The sequence below is a fragment of the Variovorax sp. 05T418 genome (genome assembly GCF_056396385.1).
The window spans coordinates 13,791-35,246 of record NZ_JBFTLJ010000016.1 but is presented as its reverse complement, the minus strand read 5'-3'; the positions used below and the strand labels follow the sequence as shown (position 1 = coordinate 35,246).

General features: G+C 68.9%; 16 protein-coding genes. 8 read left to right on the top strand and 8 right to left on the bottom strand.

Annotated elements, in window-relative coordinates; all coding sequences use genetic code 11:
* Nucleotides 1–72 precede the first annotated feature (72 nt).
* Nucleotides 73–846, top strand: a complete 774-nt coding sequence (locus AC1DMS_RS25785; protein ID WP_015867558.1) for an esterase/lipase family protein — start codon at nucleotides 73–75, stop codon at nucleotides 844–846.
* A gap of 12 nt (nucleotides 847–858) precedes the next feature.
* Here AC1DMS_RS25785 and AC1DMS_RS25780 read toward each other — a convergent pair whose 3' ends face one another.
* The 3 genes from AC1DMS_RS25780 to AC1DMS_RS25770 form a co-directional block, all read right to left on the bottom strand.
* Complete coding sequence (locus tag AC1DMS_RS25780; protein WP_369663685.1) at nucleotides 859–4,083, bottom strand: bifunctional cytochrome P450/NADPH--P450 reductase; 3,225 nt, start codon at nucleotides 4,081–4,083, stop codon at nucleotides 859–861.
* Between the two features lie 434 nt (nucleotides 4,084–4,517).
* Nucleotides 4,518–5,780: a branched-chain amino acid ABC transporter substrate-binding protein gene (locus AC1DMS_RS25775; protein WP_015867556.1), complete on the bottom strand. Its 1,263-nt coding sequence runs from the start codon at nucleotides 5,778–5,780 to the stop codon at nucleotides 4,518–4,520.
* Nucleotides 5,781–5,810: 30 nt separating this feature from the next.
* Nucleotides 5,811–6,509, bottom strand: coding sequence for a TetR/AcrR family transcriptional regulator (locus AC1DMS_RS25770; protein WP_015867555.1), 699 nt, complete (start codon nucleotides 6,507–6,509; stop codon nucleotides 5,811–5,813).
* An 86-nt stretch (nucleotides 6,510–6,595) separates the two neighbouring features.
* Between AC1DMS_RS25770 and AC1DMS_RS25765 the strand changes: the two genes are divergently transcribed.
* The 4 genes from AC1DMS_RS25765 (at nucleotide 6,596) to AC1DMS_RS25750 (ending at nucleotide 13,418) form a co-directional block, all read left to right on the top strand.
* Nucleotides 6,596–8,209 (top strand): AMP-binding protein, encoded by a 1,614-nt coding sequence (locus AC1DMS_RS25765; RefSeq protein WP_018907336.1) that lies wholly within the window; start codon nucleotides 6,596–6,598, stop codon nucleotides 8,207–8,209.
* A gap of 11 nt (nucleotides 8,210–8,220) precedes the next feature.
* Nucleotides 8,221–11,517, top strand: coding sequence for a carboxyl transferase domain-containing protein (locus AC1DMS_RS25760; protein WP_018907337.1), 3,297 nt, complete (start codon nucleotides 8,221–8,223; stop codon nucleotides 11,515–11,517).
* Nucleotides 11,518–11,639: 122 nt separating this feature from the next.
* On the top strand, nucleotides 11,640–12,908 hold the full coding sequence (locus AC1DMS_RS25755) for a GDSL-type esterase/lipase family protein (protein WP_018907338.1): 1,269 nt from the start codon (nucleotides 11,640–11,642) through the stop codon (nucleotides 12,906–12,908).
* A 132-nt stretch (nucleotides 12,909–13,040) separates the two neighbouring features.
* Nucleotides 13,041–13,418, top strand: coding sequence for a YXWGXW repeat-containing protein (locus AC1DMS_RS25750; protein ID WP_015867551.1), 378 nt, complete (start codon nucleotides 13,041–13,043; stop codon nucleotides 13,416–13,418).
* Between the two features lie 27 nt (nucleotides 13,419–13,445).
* Here AC1DMS_RS25750 and purU read toward each other — a convergent pair whose 3' ends face one another.
* The gene (purU, locus tag AC1DMS_RS25745) at nucleotides 13,446–14,303 is read right to left on the bottom strand and encodes a formyltetrahydrofolate deformylase (protein WP_307595585.1); all 858 of its coding nucleotides are present in this window, start codon (nucleotides 14,301–14,303) and stop codon (nucleotides 13,446–13,448) included.
* Between the two features lie 67 nt (nucleotides 14,304–14,370).
* On the opposite strand from purU, the gene aptA reads away from it, so the two are divergent.
* Nucleotides 14,371–15,705 carry an omega-aminotransferase AptA gene (gene aptA, locus AC1DMS_RS25740; RefSeq protein ID WP_018907339.1) on the top strand — a complete coding sequence of 445 codons (1,335 nt, stop codon included), beginning with the start codon at nucleotides 14,371–14,373 and terminating at the stop codon, nucleotides 15,703–15,705.
* Between the two features lie 37 nt (nucleotides 15,706–15,742).
* On the opposite strand, the gene AC1DMS_RS25735 is transcribed toward aptA, so the two are convergent.
* Nucleotides 15,743–16,513: a ChaN family lipoprotein gene (locus AC1DMS_RS25735; RefSeq protein WP_278874926.1), complete on the bottom strand. Its 771-nt coding sequence runs from the start codon at nucleotides 16,511–16,513 to the stop codon at nucleotides 15,743–15,745.
* 126 nt (nucleotides 16,514–16,639) lie between these two features.
* Here AC1DMS_RS25735 and AC1DMS_RS25730 point away from each other — a divergent pair, with 126 nt between their 5' ends.
* Entirely contained in the window at nucleotides 16,640–17,701 is a 1,062-nt protein-coding gene (locus AC1DMS_RS25730; RefSeq protein WP_369663678.1) for an AbrB family transcriptional regulator, read from the top strand.
* Nucleotides 17,702–17,778: 77 nt separating this feature from the next.
* Here AC1DMS_RS25730 and AC1DMS_RS25725 read toward each other — a convergent pair whose 3' ends face one another.
* Nucleotides 17,779–18,090, bottom strand: coding sequence for a BTH_I0359 family protein (locus AC1DMS_RS25725; RefSeq protein ID WP_018907341.1), 312 nt, complete (start codon nucleotides 18,088–18,090; stop codon nucleotides 17,779–17,781).
* Nucleotides 18,091–18,177: 87 nt separating this feature from the next.
* The gene (locus AC1DMS_RS25720; RefSeq protein ID WP_369663677.1) at nucleotides 18,178–19,410 is read right to left on the bottom strand and encodes a DUF3108 domain-containing protein; all 1,233 of its coding nucleotides are present in this window, start codon (nucleotides 19,408–19,410) and stop codon (nucleotides 18,178–18,180) included.
* A gap of 134 nt (nucleotides 19,411–19,544) precedes the next feature.
* Between AC1DMS_RS25720 and AC1DMS_RS25715 the strand changes: the two genes are divergently transcribed.
* Complete coding sequence (locus AC1DMS_RS25715) at nucleotides 19,545–20,615, top strand: fumarylacetoacetate hydrolase family protein (RefSeq protein WP_369663676.1); 1,071 nt, start codon at nucleotides 19,545–19,547, stop codon at nucleotides 20,613–20,615.
* On the opposite strand, the gene AC1DMS_RS25710 is transcribed toward AC1DMS_RS25715, so the two are convergent.
* Nucleotides 20,616–21,395: a LuxR C-terminal-related transcriptional regulator gene (locus tag AC1DMS_RS25710; RefSeq protein WP_015867543.1), complete on the bottom strand. Its 780-nt coding sequence runs from the start codon at nucleotides 21,393–21,395 to the stop codon at nucleotides 20,616–20,618.
* Nucleotides 21,396–21,456: the final 61 nt, after the last annotated feature.

Here is a 21,456-nt window from a genome sequence, read left to right as displayed (position 1 = left end):
CGACGGGGCGGTGAAACTTTGGTTCGCCATGCTCGTCCCACAGAACAAAGAACAGAAAGGAAAGCCGCCCTCATGACCACCGCCACCCGAGACCCCATCGCGCCGCCGTCCGGCCTGCTGCTGCTGGCCGAGGCGCGCGCACTCTGGGAAACGGGCGCCGGCATCGCGATGTGGCCGCTGCTGCAGCTCGCGCCGCGCGGCGACGGGCATCCGGTGCTCGTGCTGCCCGGCCTCGTGGCGGGCGACGGCTCCACGCTGGTGCTGCGCCGCTACCTGTGCAGCCGCGGCTACGACGCGCACGGCTGGGGCCAGGGCCGCAACTTCGGCCCGCGCGAAGGCGTGGAAGACGGCATGCTCGCGCTCCTGAAATCGCTCGCTGAAAAGAGCGGCCAGAAGGTCAGCGTGATCGGCTGGAGCCTGGGCGGCGTCTATGCGCGGCTGCTGGCATCGGCGCAGCCGGCGCTGGTGCGCAACGTCATCACCTTGGGCAGCCCGTTCTCCGGCAGCCCGCGCGCCACCAATGCATGGCGCGTGTACGAGGGCGTGAGCGGCCAGAGCTCGCATGACCCGCGCCGCATGAAGTTCGTGCAGCCCACGCCGCCGGTGCCCACGACCTCGATCTTCAGCCGCACCGACGGCGTCGTCGCCTGGCGCTGCAGCCTCGAGAAGCCGGGGCCGCAGGCGGAAAACATCGAGGTGGTGGCGAGCCACCTCGGGCTGGGCGCGCATCCGGCGGTGCTCTATGCGCTGGCCGATCGGCTGGCGCAGCCGGAGGGCGAGTGGAAGCCCTTCAACCGCGGCCTGCTCGGGCCGCTGGTCTATCCCGATCCGAGCCGCAAGGCCTGAGCTGCGGCGGGGCTACGCTCCCGCCCAGACGTCCAGTACGTAGCGCTGGTCGGCAATCATCTGGTCCATCCATGCCGCGCCGTCGTGGCCGTGCCCCCGCGCCAGGTCGGCCAGCGTGCGCCGCACGTCGGGCTCCATGCGCGAACCGTCGCCGCACACGTAGATCACGCCGCCCGCTTCCAGCAGCTTCCACACGGCCGCGCCCTGCTCGCGGATCAGGTCCTGCACATAGACCTTGCGCTCGCCCGCGCGCGAGAACGCGGTGTGCAGCTTCATCAGGCCGCGGTGCGACCAGGCTTCGAGCTCCTCGGCGTAGATGAAATCCTGCTCGGGATGGCGGCAGCCGAAGAACAGCATCGCATCGCCCAGCGCCTGGCCGCGCTCGGCCTGTGCCGCGCGCTCCTGCAGGAAGCCGCGGAACGGCGCAAGGCCGGTGCCGGGGCCGATCATGACGAGTGGGCGCTGCGCATCCTCGGGCAGGCGGAAGCCTTCGGCCGTGGTTTCGCGGATCACGCCGTGCACCGTGTCGCCCGCTTCGGCGCGCGCCAGGTAGTTGGAGCACACGCCCTCGAAGCTGCCCTTGCCCGACAGCGCCGGCGCGCTCACCACGCCCACGGTGACGCTGCAGCGCCCCGGCGTCATCGTGGGCGAGGAAGAGATCGAGTAGTAGCGCGGCGAGAGCGGCGATAGCATTTCTAGGAACACCGCGAACGGCAGCTGGCAGGCGCGGTGCTCCTCGAGCAGGTCGAGCAGCGACCTGCGCCTGTGCAGCACCTGGGCCTTGTAGGCGGCCTGCGAGGCGTCGTCGCTGCCCGAGAGCGCGGCGAGCTTCGGCCGGGTGGCCGGGCACTCGGTGTATGCCGCGAGCGTGGCGATCTGCTTGCGCGTGGCCACGTCCTGCAGCTCGACATAGTCGCCGAGCAGGCGGTCGACCGCAATCACCTGGTCGACCGGCAGCGCGGTCTTGCGGCCTGAGTCGGCATGCAGCCGCACATGCGCGGCGCGGTCGAATCCGAAGCGCGCCATCGCGCGTTCCACCTGCGCCGGGCTGTTGCGCGGCACCACGCTCAGGTGGTCGCCGGCGCGGTAGTCCACGCCCTCGGGCAGCATCAGCTCGACGTGGCGCGTGGAGCGGCCCGCTTCGCCGGCGCTGCCGGGATCTTTCTGCAATTCGCGGTTCTCGATCACGCGCAGCGCCACCGCGCCCAGCGCGTCGACGAGCGCGTTCTTCTGCGGCGGCGGCAGTTCCTCGAGCGTGTAGAGCGGCTCGGCCTCGGCGGGCGTGTCGGCGCCGGACTGGATGCCGAAGGCCTTCACCAGTTCGGGCCAGAGCGCGTCGCTCCAGTCCTGGAAGGCGCCGTCCATGTCCTCGCGCGCATCGCCCTCGCCGCGCGGATGCACCCGCGTGGCGCCGAGCGCCGCCAGCCGCTCGTCGATGCGCCGCGGCACCGCCTGGTAGGTGGCGGCCCAGTCGGTGTTGCCGCAGCCGAAGACGCTGAAGCGCACGCCGTTGAGCGAATCGTCGGCCTTGTCGAGCCAGCGATGGAACTCGGCCGCGTTGTCGGGCGCCACGCCGTTGTACGAGGCGCAGACGATGGCGACGGCGCCATTGGCCGGCAGCCGCTCGGCGTAGTCGTCGAGCGAGGCCACCTGTGTCGAGAAGCCGCGCAGCTCGCCGGCCTCGGCCAGCTGGCGCGCCAGGTCTTCGGCCGTGCCGAGGTTGGAGCCCTGCAGCACCAGGAGCGAGGTGCCGTGCCGCGCGGCCTGCGGCTTGCGCGCGGCGGCCTGCCTGGGCTGCACCGGCGCGGCGGCCGCATCGGCGGTGTTGCCGCGCGGCCGCGTGGCCGGGTCGCGCAGCAGCGCCTTGATCTTCAGGCCTTCCGGCTTGATCGTGAGCGCCTCCTTGATGCGGAGCTTGTAGCCCGTGTGGTCGACGAGGTCGAAGCGCTGCAGGATCATGCCCAGCGTGAGCACCGCTTCCTGCAATGCGAACTGGCGCCCGATGCAGGCGCGCTGCCCGTTGCCGAAGGGCTTGAAGGCATTCACCGGCCGTTCGCGCTCGGCCTCGCGGCTGAAGTGGTCGGGGTTGAATTCGTCGGCGTCCTCGCCCCAGATGCCCTTGTCGCGATGCAGCGCCAGCGCGTGCATGATGACCATGTTCTTCTTCTTGATCGTGTACTGGCCGCCGATGGTCGTGTCTTCCTTCGCGCGCATCGCGATGGCGGGGGCGGTCGGGTACAGGCGCAGCGCCTCCTTCAGCACCTGCATCACGTACTGCAGGCGGTTGACCTGCGCATAGGTCGGCTTCTGCGAGGTGTCGGGGCCGAACACGTTGTCGACCTCGGCCTGCGCCTTGGCCAGCGCCTCGGGGTTCTTCAGCAGGAAGTAGATCGCGAACGAGAGCAGGCCGCTGGTGGTCTCGTGCCCCGCGATGAGAAATTCGATGCACTCGTCGCGGATCATCTTGTCGGTGAGCTTCTCGCCGCTCTTCTTGTCGACGCCCGCGATCATGTAGCTCAGCAGGTCGGGCTTGGTGGCAATGTCGGCCCCGCCCGCGCGGCGCTCCTCGATGATGTCTTCCACCATCTTGTGCATGAAGCGGATGTCCTTGCGCTGCTGCGCGAGCTCCTTCTTGAGCATGAACTCCTCGAGCGGCAGGCCGCGGCGGTTCTGCACCGTCTCCAGCGTGCGCACCATTGCATCGACAAAAGGATGGAAGCCCTCGCGGTAGAACGAATTGAAGCGGTAGCCGAAGCCGCACAGGCCGATGGTGTCGAGCGTGAGCGCGGTCATGTCGCGCACCACGTCCACCTCTTCGTCGAAGTTCAGGCGCTCCCACTTGGTGACCAGCTGGCCCGCGATGTCCAGCATCATCGGGTGGTAGGCCTGCATGGCACGCTGGCTGAAGTTGGCCAGCAGGATGTTGTGCGGCTTCGACCAGGTTTCCTCGTGCGTGTCGGAGGTGAAGAGGCCGTGCGACGCTGCGCGAAGCCGCCGCAGCGCGCCGCGCGTGCTCTTGTCGAAGCGCGCCTCTTCGCACAGCTCGTCGACCAGCGCGGGCGAGGACACCACGATCACCGGCATGCCCGGCATGTCGAGCCAGTAGATGCCGCCGAGCTCCTGCGCGATCTTCCACATGTCGAGCACGGGGGAGTCGGAGCCGATCGACAGCAGGTTGCCGACGAAGGGCTTCTTGGCGGGATGCGGGATCGGATGGAGCGAGTTTTTGCCTGCCATGGGTGTCGTGCCTTTGGAGTGGACCCGCTTCGGAGATTCCGGCGTGTGACTCCGGAGTATCCCGAGGGCACCGGTGGGGGGCAGGACGGGGTTTCCCTTAGGCTGGTTCGGTGCCTTTGCCTTTGTTCGGTGGCGCCGCTGATTCAGGGTGCGCTCCCGCCGACGGGGTGCCTTGCTCCGCGAATGTCCCCCGGCCTGCGGCCTCCTCCTTTATTTCGCTGCGCAAGGCACCCCATCGGCGGGAGCGTGATCAGAGCACTGGTTGATCAGCGGTGCACCCGGAGCGTGTCCTCGTGCACAGAGCATCGGGTGCTCCCCGCAGCGAAATCAAGGAGGAGGGGGCGTAGCCCCCGGGGGACATTCGCGGAGGGGAGTACCCGGTGATCTGTGCACGCGCCCTGAAGGACTTCAGCCGCAACAGCAAGCAGAAGCCCTCAAGGCCGAACCATCTTGCACTCAGACCCCTGCGCCAGCTCGTTGCCCGTATAGACAGCGTCCGTCCGGAAGCCGTAGTTCGTCCCTTCCCAGCCCACCTTCACGCTCTTGCCATCGACCGGCGCGATCGTGTTGACCACCTGCGGCAGCAGCAACTGGTGGTCCTCGGCGCGCATGCGGATCGGCCCCACCACCGAGTCGTAGCTCATGTCCTCGAGCGCACGCGCCACCTTCACCGTGTCGGTCGAGCCGGCCTTGTTGATGGCGGCGGCCAGAAGGCGCGGCGTGAAGTCGATGCGCGGCGCGAGGAAGTCCTTGCCCGTCTTCGCCTTGTACGCCTTGGCCAGCGCATCGGCGCGCGGCGTGTCGGCCTGCCCCGGATGCCACTCGGCCACCCAGGTCAGCTGCCCGAGTTTGGCCTGCGACACCGCCAGCACCGTGCCCGGCACCGAGCCCGCGCTGTGGTTGAAGTAGCGCAGGTTGTAGCCCGCATCGCCCGCGGCCTTGAGCAGCAGCGTCATGTCCTGGCCCCAGTTGCCGGTGATGACCGAGTCGGCGCCGCTCTGCTTGATGTTGGCGATGTAGGGCGAGAAGTCCTTTACGCGGCCGATCGGATGCAGCGTTTCGCCGACGAACTGCACGTCGGGCCGCGCCAGGCCCACCAGCTGGCGCCCGTGGCTCGCCCACTGCTTGCCGTGGGCGTAGTCCTGGTTCAGCAGGTAGACCTTCTTCACGTCCGGCGTCTTCTTGATGTAGTTGGCCAGCGCCTTCATCTTCATCGCCGTGTTGGCCTCGGTCTGGAAGTGCCAGAAGCTGCAGTTCTTGCCGGTCATCTCGGGGTCGATCGACGAATGGTTCAGCACGATCAGCTCCTTGCCCGGATTGCGCTGGTTCCAGCGCGCCACCGACTGCACCAGTGCCGACACCACCGAGGAGCCCGACCCACCCGTGACGATGGCCTGGGCGCCCTGGTCGATGGCCGCCTGCAGCGCGCTCTGGCTCTCCTGCGCCGAGAGCTTGCTGTCGAACTGCAGCAACTGCAGCTTCGTGCCGCCGAGCACACCGCCCTTGGCGTTGATCTCCTCGATGGCGTACTGCGTGTGCGTGAGCATCAGCTCGCCCACGTTCGCGAACGGCCCTGAGAGCGGGTCGATGTAGGCGATCTTGTAGCTGGGCTGCTGTTGCTGCGCCTGGGCGCCGCCGGCAGCGGCCAGCAGGCAGGCAAGGGCGATCGGCGCCAGTGGCGCGTGCTTGGGCTTCATGGTTTGTCTCTCTCGGTTTTTTGGGGGAAGTCAGTCCGGGCTGCGAAGGCCGATCACGCGGCTCGCGAGCTTCGTGAGCTCGGTCGCCACCTCGTCGGGCGAGAGGCGGCCGTTCGGCCGGTACCAGCTGTAGAGAAAGCCCGGCAGGCTGCAGGCCGCGAGGGCCGTGATCTTGGTTTCCTCGAAGTCCAGGTCGCCGTCGCGGCGCGCTTCTTCGAGCAGCGGACAGAGCAGGTCGTAGAAGTGATGTGCGAGCTTCTTCTGCGCCGCGATGTATTCGGGCCGGTACACCTGCGGCTCGCGGTACGGAAAGAAGGCGCAGGGATGGTGCGCAATGGTCGCGCGGATCAGCCGTTCGATGCCTTCGAGCACCTTCTCGCTCGCGCGGCGCGGATCGCCGGCTGCGAAATCGAGCGCGGTGAAGCAGTCGACCGCGGGGCGCCACGACAGCGTTTCGAAGATCTCCTGCTTGTCGCGGAAGTAGTAGTACACGAAGGGCTTGGTCACGCCCAGCGCGCGCACGATCTGCGCCATGGTGGTGTTGGCATAGCCCTGCGCCGCAAAGAGCTGCGCCGCGGCCTGCAGGATGCGCTCGCGCTGCAGGTCGGTGCCCTGCGTGGCCGCGCGCTGGCGCCCGGTGCCCTGGGGCAGGTGCGGCTGTGCCGTGGCGGCGGCCGAGGTTTCGGCCTTGCCAGAGGGTTTGTGCCGTGTCGCGGAAGTTATACCCATGGGTAGGATTGTTGGTGCACCATGCACCCATTGGCAAGCGCTTGGCTCCTGCAGCCGGCTATCGATAACCCTGAGAAAGTGACGCCATGGAGACATTGCCCGACCGTCCGCAACAGCCCCTGCACGAATACCTGCGCGCCCATGCGCGCGAGCGCGGCGAACGCCCGGCCTGCCTCTGGTACGGCCACGCCATGAGCTGGGCGCAGCTCGACCGCGCGAGCGACGCCTTCGCGGCGCGGCTGCAGGCCATCGGCGTGAAGAAGGGCGAGCCGGTGGTGCTGTTCCTCAACAACTGCCCGCAGTACCTGGTCGCGCATTTCGGCATCCAGAAGATCGGCGCCATCGTCTGCCCGGGCAGCCCGCTCAACAAGGAGCATGAGCTGGCCTACCAGGTCAACGACCTGCAGGCGCGCGTGATCGTCGCCGCCGCGCCGCTGCTGCCGGTGGTGCGCAAGGTGCAGCCGCAGAGCGCGCTCGCGCATGTGTTCGTGGTGCACTACGCCGACCTGCTGCCCGAAGAGCCCGTGCCCGACCTTCCCGCCGAACTGCTCGCCGAGCGCGGCGCCCCGCGCAGCGTGCCCGAAGGATGCGAAGACTTCCTGGCCGTGATGCAGGGCGGCGCGGTGCCGCAGCCGGTGGCCATCGACCTCGACGACGTGGCGCTCATGACCTACACCTCCGGCACCACAGGCCTGCCCAAGGGCGCGATGCTGAGCTACGGCAATGCGCTCTTCAAGACCCGCGCGGCGGCCGACTGCAACGGCGTGGCCGGCGACGACGTGCTGCTTTCCATTGCGCCGCTCTATCACATCGCCGGCATGCTGATGGGCGTGAACGTGCCGGTGCTCAGCGGCGCGGCCTCGGTGCTGCTGCACCGCTTTGATCCGCGCGCGGTGCTGCAGGCCATTGCGCGCTACAAGGTGAGCTGGTGGTACAGCATCGCGCCGATGAACGTGGCCTGCATGCAGGTGCCGGACATCGCGGGCTTCGACCTCTCGAGCCTGCGGCGCAATCCGGTCACGAGCTTCGGCATCGCCTTCACCGAGCCGCTGGCCGCGCAGTGGCGCGCGCATGCGCCCAACTGCACGTCGTTCGAGGCCGCCTACGGGCTCAGCGAAACCCACACCTGCGACACCTACACGCCGCACCATGCGCCGCGCTGGGGCACCCAGGGCGTTGCGGTGCCGGGCGTGCGCATCCGCATCATTGATCCCGACACGCAAGCCGACCTGCCCGCGGGCGAGGTCGGCGAGATCGTGCTCGCGAGCCCCGGCTCCTTCAAGGGCTACTGGAACAAGCCCGAGGCCACAGCGGCCACGCTGCGCAATGGATGGGTGCACACCGGCGACATGGGCAAGCTCGATGCCGACGGCTACCTGACCTTCATCGGCCGCTTCAAGGAGATGATCAAGGTCTCGGGCTACAGCGTGTTCCCCGAGGAGGTCGAGACCATCCTCATCAAGCATCCCGCGGTGGCCCAGGCCGCGGTCATTGCGCAGCCCGATGCCGAGAAGGGCGAGGTCGTCAAGGCCTTCATCGTGCGCAAGCCCGGCGCGGCGCTCGAGGCCGATGCGCTCATCGCCTGGTCGCGCGACAACATGGCCAGCTACAAGGCGCCGCGCGCCGTGAGCTTCATCGATGCCTTGCCGACCACCGGTGCCGGCAAGGTGCTGCGGCGCCTGCTGAAAGACAAAGCCTGAAAGGTCCTCCCTTGTTCTCCAAAGTCCTGATTGCCAACCGCGGAGAGATCGCGGTGCGCCTGGTGCGTGCGCTGCGCGACCTCGGCATTGCGAGCGTGGCGGTGCATGCGCGCGACGATGCCTCGGCATTGCATGTGCAGCTGGCCGACGTGGCCGTCGCGCTCGATGCGGCCGGGCCCTCGGCCTACCTCGATGTTGCCGCGCTGATCGGCGTAGCAAAGGCGCAGGGCTGCGACGCGGTGCATCCCGGCTACGGCTTCCTGAGCGAACGCGCGGACTTTGCAGAGGCCTGCGCGGAGGCGGGGCTGGTCTTCATCGGCCCCGCACCCGAGCAGCTGGCGCTGTTCGGCGACAAGGCGCGTGCACGCGCACTCGCCACCCAGTGCGACGTTCCCGTGATGCCCGGCAGCGCCGGCGCCGTGACGCTCGCGCAGGCGCAGACCTTCTTTGCCGAGCAGCAGGCGCAGGGCGCCGCGGGCGTGATGATCAAGGCCATCGGCGGCGGTGGCGGGCGCGGCATGCGCGCTGTCATGAATGCGGACGAACTCTCCGAAGCACATGCGCGCTGCATGTCCGAGGCCAAGGCGGCCTTCGGCGTCGAAGGCGTGTACGTGGAGCGCCTGATGCGCAATGCGCGCCATATCGAAATTCAGGTGCTCGGCGACGGCCAGGCCGTGGCCAGCCTCGGCGAGCGCGAGTGCACCCTGCAGCGGCGTTTCCAGAAGCTGGTGGAGATCGCGCCGAGCCCCTCGCTGCCCGATGCGCTGCGCACGTCCATCACGCAGGCCGCGCTGCGCATGGCCCAGGCCGCGGGCTACCGCAGCCTGGGCACCTTCGAATTCCTCGTCGATGCACAGTCGCCCACGCTCCCTTTCGTCTTCATCGAGGCGAACCCGCGGTTGCAGGTCGAGCACACGGTGACGGAGGCCGTGACGGGCCTGGATCTCGTGCAGCTGCAGATGGCGGTGGCAGCCGGCCAGTCCTTGAAGGCGCTCGGCGTGGAAGCCGGCCGCACGGCGGTGCAGCGCGGGTTTGCAGTGCAATGGCGCATCAACGCCGAGACGCTCGATGCCCATGGCAGCGCACGGCCCTCGGGCGGCACGCTCGCGCGCTTCGACCTGCCGAGCGGGCCCGGCGTGCGCGTCGACACGCACGGCTATGCAGGCCTTGCGCCATCGCCGCACTACGACACGCTGCTTGCCAAGCTGATCGTGCATTCGCCGTCGCCGCGTTTTGCCGACGCGCTGCGCCGCTCGCTGCGCGCGCTGGACGAATGCCGCATCGACGGCATCGCGACCAATATTGCATTGCTGCGCGCCATTGCGGCGCGGCCCGAGTTCGCAAGCCAGGCGGTGCACACGCGCTTCGTCGAAGCGCATCTGGGCGACCTGCTGGCCGCCGCGGCATCGCTTGAAAAGCATGCGAAGAAGATCGCACCTGTCGATGCGCAGGCGGCGGCAATCGAAAACGACGATGCGGACGGCCTGGCGATCAAGGCGCCGATGCCCGCAAAGCTGGTGCAGTTCGAAGTGGCGGTGGGCGATGTGCTGCCTGCCGGTGCGCAGCTCGGCGTGCTCGAGGCCATGAAGATGGAGCACCTGCTGCACGCGCCGGTCGCGGGCCGCGTGGTTGCGCTGCTGGCCGAACCCGGCGACTACCTCGTCGAAGGCCAGTCGCTGGTGCGGCTGGAGCCGGTCGATGCCGAGGCGGCCGCAGCCGAGGCGCGCACCGAACAGGACCTCGATGCGATCCGCCCCGACCTGCAGAAGGTGATCGACCGCCATGCCTTCACGCTCGATGCCAACCGCGGCGCGGCCGTGGCCAAGCGGCATGCGCAGGGCGGGCGCACCGCGCGCGAGAACATCGCTGACCTGTGCGATACCGCCGCCGATGCCGGCAACTTCATCGAATACGGCGCGCTCGCCATCGCCGCGCAAACGCGCCGCCGCACGCTCGAAGACCTGGTCGCCAACACGCCGGCCGACGGCATGGTGACGGGCCTGGGCAGCATCAACGCGAAGCTGTTCGGCCCCGAGGCCTCGCGCTGCGCGGTGCTGGCCTACGACTACACGGTGCTGGCCGGTACGCAGGGCATGCGCAACCACCACAAGACCGACCGCATGCTGTCGATCGCGCACCAGCTGAAGCTGCCGGTGGTGCTGTTCGCCGAAGGCGGCGGCGGGCGGCCGGGCGATACCGATATGCCGATCGTCGCGGGCCTCAACAACCACACCTTCAGCCAGTTCGCGGCGCTCTCGGGCAAGGTGCCGGTGGTGGGCATCGTGCATGGCCGCTGCTTCGCGGGCAACGCGGCGCTGCTGGGCTGCGCCGACGTGATCATTGCCACGCGCGGCAGCAACATCGGCATGAGCGGCCCCGCGATGATCGAGGGCGGCGGGCTCGGCAGCTTCGCGCCCGAGCAGATCGGGCCGAGCAGCGTGCAGTCGCGCAACGGCGTGATCGACGTCCTGGTGGAAGACGAGGCCGCGGCGGTGGCTGCGGCAAAGCAATACCTTTCGTATTTCCAGGGGCCGGTGAGCGACTGGCAATGCGCCGACCCGCGCGCGCTGCGCCACGTGGTGCCCGAGAACCGGCTGCGCGTGTACGACGTGCGCGCCGCGATGCGCGGCGTGGCCGACACGGGCTCGCTGCTCGAGCTGCGAGTGGGCTTCGGCGCCGGCATCGTCACTGCGCTCGCGCGCATCGAGGGCAAGCCGGTGGGGCTGATGGCCAACAACCCGCACCACCTGGGCGGCGCGATCGACGTGGAGGCGGCCGACAAATCGGCGCGCTTCATGCAGCTGTGCAATGCGCACGGCTTGCCGATCGTCTCGCTGTGCGACACGCCCGGCTTCATGGTCGGCCCCGAGATCGAGGCGCAGGCGCAGGTGCGCCATGTCTGCCGCATGTTCATGGTGGCCTCGCACCTGCGCGTGCCCTTCTTTGCGGTGGTGCTGCGCAAGGGCTACGGCCTGGGCGCGCAGGCCATGACGGCCGGCGGCTTCGATGCGCCGGTGTTCACGGTGGCCTGGCCGACCGGCGAATTCGGCGCGATGGGGCTCGAGGGCGCGGTGCGCCTGGGCTATCGCAAGGAGCTGGCGGCGGCGGCCGAGGGCGCCGAGCGCGACGCGCTGTTCAAGACGCTGGTGGCGCAGCAATACGCCAATGGCGAGGCGATCCACATGGCGCAGACGCTCGAGATCGATGCGGTGATCGATCCCGCCGAAACCCGCACCTGGCTGGTGCGCGGACTCGCCTCCGCGGGGCGCTCTGCGCAAACCGCGTCGCCCTATGTAGACACTTGGTAACCATGCACTAGACCTCGTCACATGCAATGGCAAGGCGGCTTCGTAAACTGAAGCGCTTTGCGTGCATGAAACTGGGTTCGCATTGGTTCTTCGCTCTTCGCCAAGGTGCTCTGCGGCATTGGATGGCCGCAGTGGGTTGCCTGCTGTTCGTCGTGGCCGTGGCCGTGCAGGCCGTTCAGCCCGACGCGCGGCCGAAGCAGCCTGCCGAGGCGCACTGGGTGGCCGGATGGGCGGCCGCGCCGGTGGATTTCCGCGAACTCAGTGCGAATCCGCTCCTCACGGCTGCGGCGCCCCGGCCCGGCGGCGATGCGTTCCGCGGACAGACACTGCGGCAGCAGGTCGAGCCCGCGCTGCGCGGCGAGCGCGTTCGCATCCGCTTCTCGAATCGGTTCGGCAAGACACCTATGCGCATCGCCGAGGCCAGCGTGGGCCAGGGCACCGGTGGCGGCGCGGTCTCGCCGGCCACGCTGCGCAAGCTGCGCTTCGGTGGGCGCGCAAGCACGGTCATCGCGCCGGGCGCCGAAGCCTGGAGCGACGGCGCCGACCTGAAGGTCGACGCCGGGCAGGCGGTGGCGGTGAGTGCCTTCTTCGATCGCGCCGTGCCCTTTGCAACCGTGCACCTGCAATCCCCCGGCACCGTCTGGGTGGCGGGCGGCAACGCCGTTGCAGCGCCCAGGCTGCACGATGCCGCGCCCCTGCCGCTGAACCACATCGTGACCGGACTCGACGTGATGGCGACGCAGCCCGTGCGCACGGTGGTGGCCTTCGGCGACTCGATCACCGCGGGCGGCGGCGAGGCGGGCGACGGCTCGTACCCCGAACTGCTCGCCACGCGCCTGCGCAACAGTCCTGCCGCGGCGCAGGCGGTTTCGGTGCTGAACATGGGCATCGGCGGCAACCGGCTGCTGGTCGACGGCATCGGCCCCAACGGCCTGTCGCGCTTTGCGCGCGATGCGCTCGGGCAGAGCGGCGTGACGCACGTGATGATCCTGCTGGGCACCAACGACATCGGCCGCAGCGTGTTCGTGCTGCCGGGGCGGCCGACGCCGGACCATGAGGTGGCGACGGCCGAGCGCATCACCGATGGTCTGCAGCAGCTGATCAAGCAGGCCCGCGCCAAGGGCGTGAAGGTGCTGATCGGCACCGTGCCGCCGTTCAGGAACACGCCCTACTGGACCGAGGCCACCGAGGCCATGCGCGGCGAGGTCAACCGCTGGATCCGCAGCCGCCAGGACGTGGACGGCATGATCGATTTCGACGCCGTGCTGCGCAACCCGGCCGATCCGACGACGTTGAACCCCGCCTACGACAACGGCGACCACCTGCACCCCAACAAGGCAGGCCATGCCGCCATGGCCGCGGCCGTCGATCTGCGCGAACTGCAGGAGTAGTGGGCGCAGTAAGTGCCTACAAAGGTACTACTTTCGAGGAAACACCTCTACACAAAGTCCCGCCGAGTGCTTACAGGCGCTTCACATGGGTTGGTCAGCATGAAGGCTCCAACCACTCATGAGGGGATCCCCATGAAAAAACTCGCAATGACCCTTTCCGTTGCCGCTGCTTCGCTGTTCTCGGTGGGTGGCGCGCTGATGGTGCCGACCGCCGCCCAGGCGCAGCCCGGGGTGTATGTCGAAGTGCCGCCGCCTCCGCCCCGCCACGAGCGCATTCCGCCGCCGCGCCGCGGCTACGTGTGGGCGCCGGGGCACTATGAATGGCGCGGTGGAAACCATGTGTGGGTCCGGGGCATGTGGGTGCGCGCCCGCCCGGGCTACGCCTACCGTCCGCCGGAATGGCGCGAGCGCGATGGCCGCTGGGAATACCGCCGCGGCTATTGGGACCGCGACCGCGACGGCGTGCCGAACCGCTACGACCGCCGCCCGGACAATCCGAACCGGTATTGACTAGCGGTATGCCTGGACGGGCGCCGCCTACCGGAACACCACCGTGCGGTGCCCGTTCAACAGCACGCGGTGCTCGCTGTGCCACTTCACCGCGCGGGCCAGCACCTGGCTCTCGGTGTCGCGGCCGCGGGCCGTGAGGTCCTCGACCGTGTCGGTGTGGTCGGCGCGCGCCACGTCCTGCTCGATGATCGGGCCTTCGTCGAGGTCGGCCGTCACATAGTGCGCGGTGGCGCCGATGAGCTTCACGCCGCGGTCGTGCGCCTGGTAGTAGGGCTTGGCGCCCTTGAAGCTGGGCAGGAACGAGTGATGGATGTTGATGGCCCGGCCCGCCAGGCTCTTGCACAGGCCGTTGCTCAGGATCTGCATGTAGCGCGCGAGCACCACGAGTTCGGCGCCCTCGGACTCGATGATCTCCAGCTGTTTTGCTTCGCCCTGCGCCTTGGTGGCGGCCGTCACGGGAATGTGATGGAAGGGCACGTTGTAGCTGGCGGCCAGCTGGTAGAAGTCGCGGTGGTTCGAGATGATGGCGCGCACGTCGATGGCCAGCAGCCCGCTCTTCCAGCGGAACAGCAGGTCGTTCAGGCAGTGGCCTTCCTTGCTGACCAGGATCACGGTCTTCATGGGCTCGGCCGCGGCGTGCAGCTGCAGGCTCATGCCGAAGCCGGCGCCGAAGGTGGCGAGCTGTTCGCGCAGCGCCGCCTCGGTGTGGTCGCTGCAGGCGAAGCGCACGCGCATGAAGAACAGGCCCGTGTCGTGGTCGTTGTACTGGGCGGCTTCCTCGATGTTGCCGCCGCGTTCGAGCAGGAAGCCCGAAACGGCATGCACGATGCCCGTCCGGTCGGGGCAGGAGAGGGTCAGGATGTAAGCGGGCGTTGTGGTCGTCATGAGGGGCACGATTGTCGCAGGGGTGCCAGAATGCCGTTTTTTGGTGCGCGTTAAGCAGGAGCAATCGATGGCTTATCAGGACTTCAACATGGGCAACCAGTGGTTGCCCTTCACTCCCAACCGCCACTTCCAGAAAGACCCTCGCGTTTTCGTGGCCGCCGACGGCATGGAGTTCACCACGCACGACGGCAAGAAGGTGATCGACGGTATCTCGTCGCTCTGGTGCGTGGGCGCGGGCCACAACCGCAAGCCCATCAACGAGGCGATCAAGAAGCAGCTCGACACGCTGGACTACGCCACCGCCTTCCAGGTCAGCAACGACAAGGCCTTCAAGGCGGCCGAGATGATCGCCTCGCTGGCGCCCGGCGACCTCAACAAGGTGCTGTTCTGCAATTCGGGCTCCGAGGCGGCCGACACCTCGATGAAGGTGGCGCTGGCCTACCACCGCGCGCGCGGCGAAGGCCACCGCAACGTGTTCATCGGCCGCGAGAAGGGCTACCACGGCGTGGGCTTCGGCGGCATGTCGGTGGGGGGCATCCCGGGCAACCGCAAGGTGTTCGGCGCGGCCTTTTTGCCGCGCGTGGACCACATGCGCTTCATCCACGATCCGGTGAACCATGCCTACATCCACAACGAGGAGCCGGTGTGGGCCGAAGACCCGCTGGTCGAACTCGAAACGCGCATCCTGCCGCTGCACGATCCGAGCAACATCGCCGCGATCATCGTCGAGCCGGTGGCCGGTTCGGCCGGCTGGTACCTGCCGCCCAAGGGCTACCTGAAGCGCCTGCGCGAGATCTGCGACAAGCACGGCATCCTCTTGATCTTCGACGAGGTCATCACCGGCTTCGGCCGCATGGGCACCAACTTCGCGTCGGACTATTTCGGCGTGGTGCCCGACATGCTGAACTTTGCCAAGTGCGTGACCAACGGCGTGATTCCGCTGGGCGGCGTGATCTGCCGCGACAAGCTCTACGACGCGATGATGAAGACCGACGCGCCAGAGCACGTGGTCGAGTTCTTCCATGGCTACACCTACTCGGGCCATCCGGTGGCCTGCGCCGCCGCCATTGCCACGCTCGACCTGTTCAAGGAAGAAAACCTGTTCGCGCGCGCCGGCGAAATGGGCAAGGTGCTGGGCGATGCCTTCCACAGCGCCTTCAAGGGCCTGCCGAACGTGGTCAGCATCCGCAGCCTCGGCCTGGCCGCCGCGGTGGAGCTCGCGCCCATCGCGGGCGCGCCGGGCAAGCGCGCCTACGACATCTTCCTGGACTGCTTCCACAAGGGCGCGCTGGTGCGGCCCGCGGGCGACGTGCTGGTGATTGCGCCGCCCTACATCGTGGAGAAGCAGCACATCGAGACGCTGGTCAACACGCTGGCGGATTCGATCAGGAAGTTCGCCTGAGCCGGCTCGCGGCCTTCATCCAGGGCGATGGCCGCGGCTATCGGGTGCGCATGTCCGCGCAGTAGTCCTTCGGCGGCAGCGGGGCCGTGCGCCAGACGGCGTCGTAGGCTTCCTTGTCCTGCTCCTCGTCCGGTGATTCGCCGGCCTGCAGCCGCACGGACTTGACCGACACGTCGGTCGGCAGGTGCTGCGGCACGCCCAGCACCTTGGTGGCATGGCCCGCGCCGCTGACCAGCAGCACCGTCTTGCCCGGCTGGCGGGCCTTGACGATGGCCTGCGCCATGGCGCGGTCGCGCCCGACCTGGATGCGCGTCATCGGCACGATCTGCGGCTCGGGCAGCAGCTTGCAGTGGCCTTCGCGCACGGCGTCCTGCTGCGCGGTGTAGGCCTCGCCGTTGAGCTGCACGTCGAGTGAGACGTCGGCCATGGCGTTCTTCATGCGCGAACGCGGCAGGTTGGCGCCGATGACGGGCACGCTGGCGCGCACCGCGGCCATCACCACGGGACCGTAGCTCTGCCAGGCCCAGGCTTTGTCGTTCCAGGCCAGCGCGTCGCGCACCTGCGCATCGGTGGCCGCGGCGTCGAGGCGAAGGGTGCTGTGGCCTTCCTCGGCCATTTCGAGCAGCAGTGCGGCCAGCTGGCCCCGGCTGGCCAGCGCCTGGACGGTTTCGCGCTCGATCGCATGGTGCTCGGGGGCGTCGTGCTGCTCGCCCAGGATCAGCGCGTCCACCGGCAGCAGCGCCGCCGCGCGCCGCGCCACCGGCGCATCGGGGCCGTCCTGAAATGCGGTGCAACCCGCAAGGGCCATGGCAGCGAACAGGGGCAGCAGCAATCGGGAAGCCCGTGCGGAAAAGGGTTGGCATCGCATCGCGCCATACTATGCGCTGGCGCTCGCACGCAGTGCCATCCAATTCCGCTTCTTCCCTTCCTGCCCGTGTCTCTCCGCTTTCTGGTTCGCGTGCTGGCCACGCTGTTGCTCGCGCTCGCCGCGGCCGAAATCTGCCTCGCCCTGCACACCCCACTGCCGTGGATGATCGGCCCGCTGCTGGCGGTGTCGCTGGCGTCGATTGCCGGTGCGCCCACGGCCAGCTTCACGCCGCTGCGCAATGCCGGGCAATGGACCATCGGCACGGTGCTGGGCCTTTATTTCACGCCGCAGGTGGTGGCGCTGGTGGCCGGCGTTTGGTGGGCCATTGCGCTGGCCATCGCCTGGGCCCTGCTGCTCGGCTGGGGGTTCGGGCGCTGGCTGCATGGGCTGCACGCCCGGCGAATGCCGCATGTGCCGGCCAGTTCCATGAGAGCCACGACTTACTTCGCTGGCGCCATCGGCGGCGCCTCCGAGATGACGCTGCTGGCCGAATCGGCCGGTGCGCGCACCGACCTCGTGGCCGCGGCGCACAGCCTGCGGCTGGTGGTGGTGACCATCGCCATTCCGTTCGCAATGCAGTGGAGCGGCCTGCACGGGCTCGAAGTCAATCCGTCCACGGTGCGCGAAGTGAATGCGGGCGGGCTCCTGCTGCTCGCCCTGGCCACCGCCGCCGGCGGACTTGCGATGCGGGCGCTGGGCCGCACCAATCCCTGGTTCATGGGGCCGCTGCTGGTGGCGATGGGTTTCACCATCGCCGGCCAGCCGCTGTCGGCCGTGCCCGGCTGGATGTCGAACACCGCGCAGCTCGTGATTGCGGTCAGCCTGGGCGTGCGCTTCAGCCGCGAATTCCTGCACACGGCGCCGCGCTGGCTGGGATCGGTGGCGCTGGGCACCGTCGGCATGCTGGTGCTGTGCGCGGGGGCCGCCTGGCTGCTGGCCTGGGCGACGGGGCTGCACCCCGCCACCATGATCCTGGGCACTTCGCCGGGCGGCATTGCCGAGATGTCGATCACCGCCAAGGTGCTGCAGCTGGGCGTGCCGGTGGTGACGGCGTTCCAGGTCTGCCGGCTGGTGGCGGTGCTGCTGCTCGTGGGGCCGATGTACCGATGGATTTACCAACGGAAATGAGCGGCAGGCGCTGAAAAGACGCAAAAAAAGCGCCGCTCGGGCGCTTTCTTGTTCGGGCGGGCGGGGAACCCGGGTTTTCAGTGCACCAGCACCGGCGTGTGCGCCAGCTCGGCATAGCCCTCGAGCGTGTCTTCCACCTCTTCCTGCGTGGGCGTGTTGAGCTGCCAGGCGGCGATCTGCTGCTGGAACAGTTCGGCCCAGGAACCGTCGAGGTAGACCTCCTTGCCCGAGCGCTTGTCGACGATCTCGAAGCCGTGGCGTTCCAGCACCGGGACATTGGGCTGGTCCGGGGCGTCGCTTTCGTTCGGCTGCACGTGCACGACGACGAAGGACTCCGAGTCATAGAGCATGTTCATTGCGGGGCCTGTGAGGATGTCGATGGCGTTCATGGGGTTTAGATAGCAATCAACGCGCCAGTTTCAAGAAGGGTTGTCGCATTGCGGTCACAACGGTGTTTCTTTACCTCATTTGTACTATCAGCTGGACGGCCCCGCGGGAAGGGATTCACGCAACTGCATGTCGGCGAAGTCGCCGTTGGGCTGTGTCTGTTTCATCCGCACGGGTAGGTACCCCAGCGCCGGCGCGAGCCAGATTTCGATCTTGTCGTCGAACTCGCGCCGGGGGCTGCGCGTGAGCTTGCGCACGGCGTAGTCGCCCGCCGGCACGCTCATCTGCTCCTCGCCCTCGATGTTGAACACCCAGACGCCCGCGTCGCGCGGCCCGGCGGTCTGGATGGAAATGCGGCTGCCGGCCGGATACCGGCCCGGATCGCCCGCCAGCATGCCGCCCAACTGCATCACCACGCTGAGCCGGTCCTGCGCGCCGGGCAGCAGGGGCACGCTGGGCGCGTTGTTGCTGAACATGATCTGGCCCTGGTCGCGCAGGAAGTGCGAGGCGACCTCGCCCTTGCGGCTCTCCGAAAAGCGCGCCGGCTCGATGCCGGTGGGGCCGATCCGGCCGGTGCTGTGCTGGCTGCGGATGGTCCGGAACAGGAATTTGAGCGACAGCCGGGCGTCGTAGCTGCTGCCGTCCTGCAGCCAGACCAGGTCGCCGAAAACGCCCTGCATCGGCGAGGCGCCCTGCTGGCCCGTGACCGCGAAGGCGAGCTTCACCGAACCGGGGATGCGCAGCGCCTCGGGCCCGACGACATTGCCTGCCGCGGCGCTGGCGGCGCCCGCAGCCTCGCCGGGCGCGCCGTTTCCGACGCCGGCGTTGGCCGTGCTGCCCGCCCCGCCCAGCACGGCGCCTGCCGGGGCGCTGGCTGCCTGGTCGGGAGGTGTCGCTCCTGAATCAATAGCGTTCTGCGCCGTGAGGTCTGGCGTTTGCGGCGGGGGCTGTTCCGAAACCTGGGGTTCCGGCGCCGGCGCCGGCTGCGGCACTGGCTCGGATGGTGGCGCCACCGGCCGGGGCCTGGACGGCTCGCGCGGCCGGCGCGGCTTTGCGGGCGGCGGCGGCTTGGCCTCGGCCACTGGCGCTGCGGCGGCCGGCGCGGCCGGCTTTTCCGCGGCCGGCGGTGCAATCACGATGGTGCGGGTGATGAACTTGTTCGCGAGCGGCGAGGGGTCGGGCCCGATGGCCGTGGGAGCCAGGTCCAGCAACAGCACGTGGGCCAGCGCCACCGCCAGCGTCAGCCCGGCCAGCGCGCGCCATGACGGGCGTGCGGGCGGGGCGGCGGAGGACGGCAGCTGGGAGGCGACAAGCGTCGGCATGAGGTGGTGGAGTGGGCGCCGGCGCCGAGGTTCACCGGGAGCACCTCGGTACACTGCCGCCCGTTCAACCAGTTTAGTGGGCGCGGCGCCGGCTCTCGTGTTCGCGCCGTGTCCTTCATCACGCATTTGCCATCATGAAACTCGCCACCCTGAAGGACGGCTCGCGCGACGGCCAGCTCGTCGTCGTCTCGCGCGACCTCACGCTCGCCCACTACGCCACTGGCATCGCCAGCCGGCTGCAGCAGGTGCTGGACGACTGGGGCTTCATGAGCCCGCAGCTGCAGGACCTGTACGACGCGGTCAACACCGGCCGCGCACGCCATTCCTTCCCGTTCGACCCCGCCCAGTGCATGGCGCCGCTGCCGCGCGCCTACCAGTGGGCCGACGGTTCGGCCTACCTGAACCACGTCGAGCTGGTGCGCAAGGCGCGCAATGCCGAGGTGCCCGAGAGCTTCTACACCGACCCGCTGATGTACCAGGGCGGCAGCGACGACTTCCTCGGCCCGGTCGACGACGTGGTCGTGCCCAGCGAAGCCATGGGCATCGACTTCGAGGCCGAGATCGCGGTGATCACCGGCGACGTGAAGATGGGCGCCACGCCCGACCAGGCGCTCGACGGCATCCGCCTGGTGATGCTGGCCAACGACGTGAGCTTGCGCAACCTGATCCCTGCCGAGCTGGCCAAGGGCTTCGGCTTCTTCCAGAGCAAGCCGGCCACCGCCTTCAGCCCCGTGGCCGTGACGCTCGACGAGATCGGCGAAGCTTGGCAGCACGGCCGCGTGCACCTCACGCTGCAAAGCAGCTGGAACGGCCGCAAGGTCGGCATGTGCGACGCCGGGCCCGAGATGACCTTCCATTTCGGCCAGCTCATCGCCCACATCGCCAAGACGCGCAACGTGCGCGCCGGCAGCATCGTCGGCAGCGGCACCGTGAGCAACAAGGGCGTGGAAAAGAACGGCCAGATGGACTGGCCCAAGGGCTATTCGTGCATTGCCGAGAAGCGCTGCATCGAAACCATCCAGGGCGGCGAGCCCGTGACCGAATTCATGAAGTTCGGCGACACCATCCGCATCGAGATGAAGGGGCTCGATGGCCGCTCGCTGTTCGGCGCGATCGACCAGGAAATCGTGTCGGCGGCGGGGCGGGCGAAGGTGGCGCCGGTGTCGCTGGCGAACCCGCAGGACGACGACGGCGCCGAAGGCTGACTAGCGCGGCGCGGCGCGCAGCAGCTCCTTCTGGCTGCGTATCCCCAGCCGCCGGAACGCCCGGTACTGGTGGGTGCGCACCGTCGTCAGTTCGATGCCGATTTCGCGCGCCGCTTCCTTGGCTGTGCGGCCGGCCATCAGGTGGCCGATGACTTCGCGCTCGCGCAGGCTCAGGGTGAGAAGGCGCGAGGCGAGCGTGGGCGCCACCGCTTCGCGGGCGGCCATGGCGCTGCGGCCATGGGCCAGCGTGGCGTCGGCCAGGAGCGTGGCGTGGCGCTCGATGGCCGCGAAGTCGGCGGCGCCGAATTCGGGCTGCGCGAGGCTCCGGTAGAAGCTCACGGCCACGCGCTGGCCGGTGGGCGTCAGGCGCAGCACCGACGCGCGCTCGCGGATGCCCACGTCGCCGTAGCAGGCCGCGCGGTAGGCCGGGTCGGCCACCTCGTCGGCGCGCTGGTGGCCCAGCCAGAGCTGCGCGCGCCGGGGCAGCTTGCGCGCCGCCAGCCAGGTCATGTTGGGATCGAGCAGGTCGAAGCGCTGCGCCACGTAGCGCTCGGCCGTGCGTTCGGCCGTGGTGCCGTAGCTGCTGGCGGCCGACACCGCCTCGATGCGGCCGGTGGCGTCGACCGCGAACACGGTGCAGAAGGTGACGGGCATCACGCGGTGCATGGCCGCAAGGCAGCTGGCCGCCAGGTGCGGCGTGCCGATGCCCGCGAGCACGTCGCCGGCGAGGGCGGCGGACAGCATGGTGTCCGCCGCGGGCTGGATGCGCCAGCGTCTCATGGGGGGAGCAGGTAGGGCAGGGTAATTACTTCGTACGAAGTTATGACAATGGCCAGCGCCG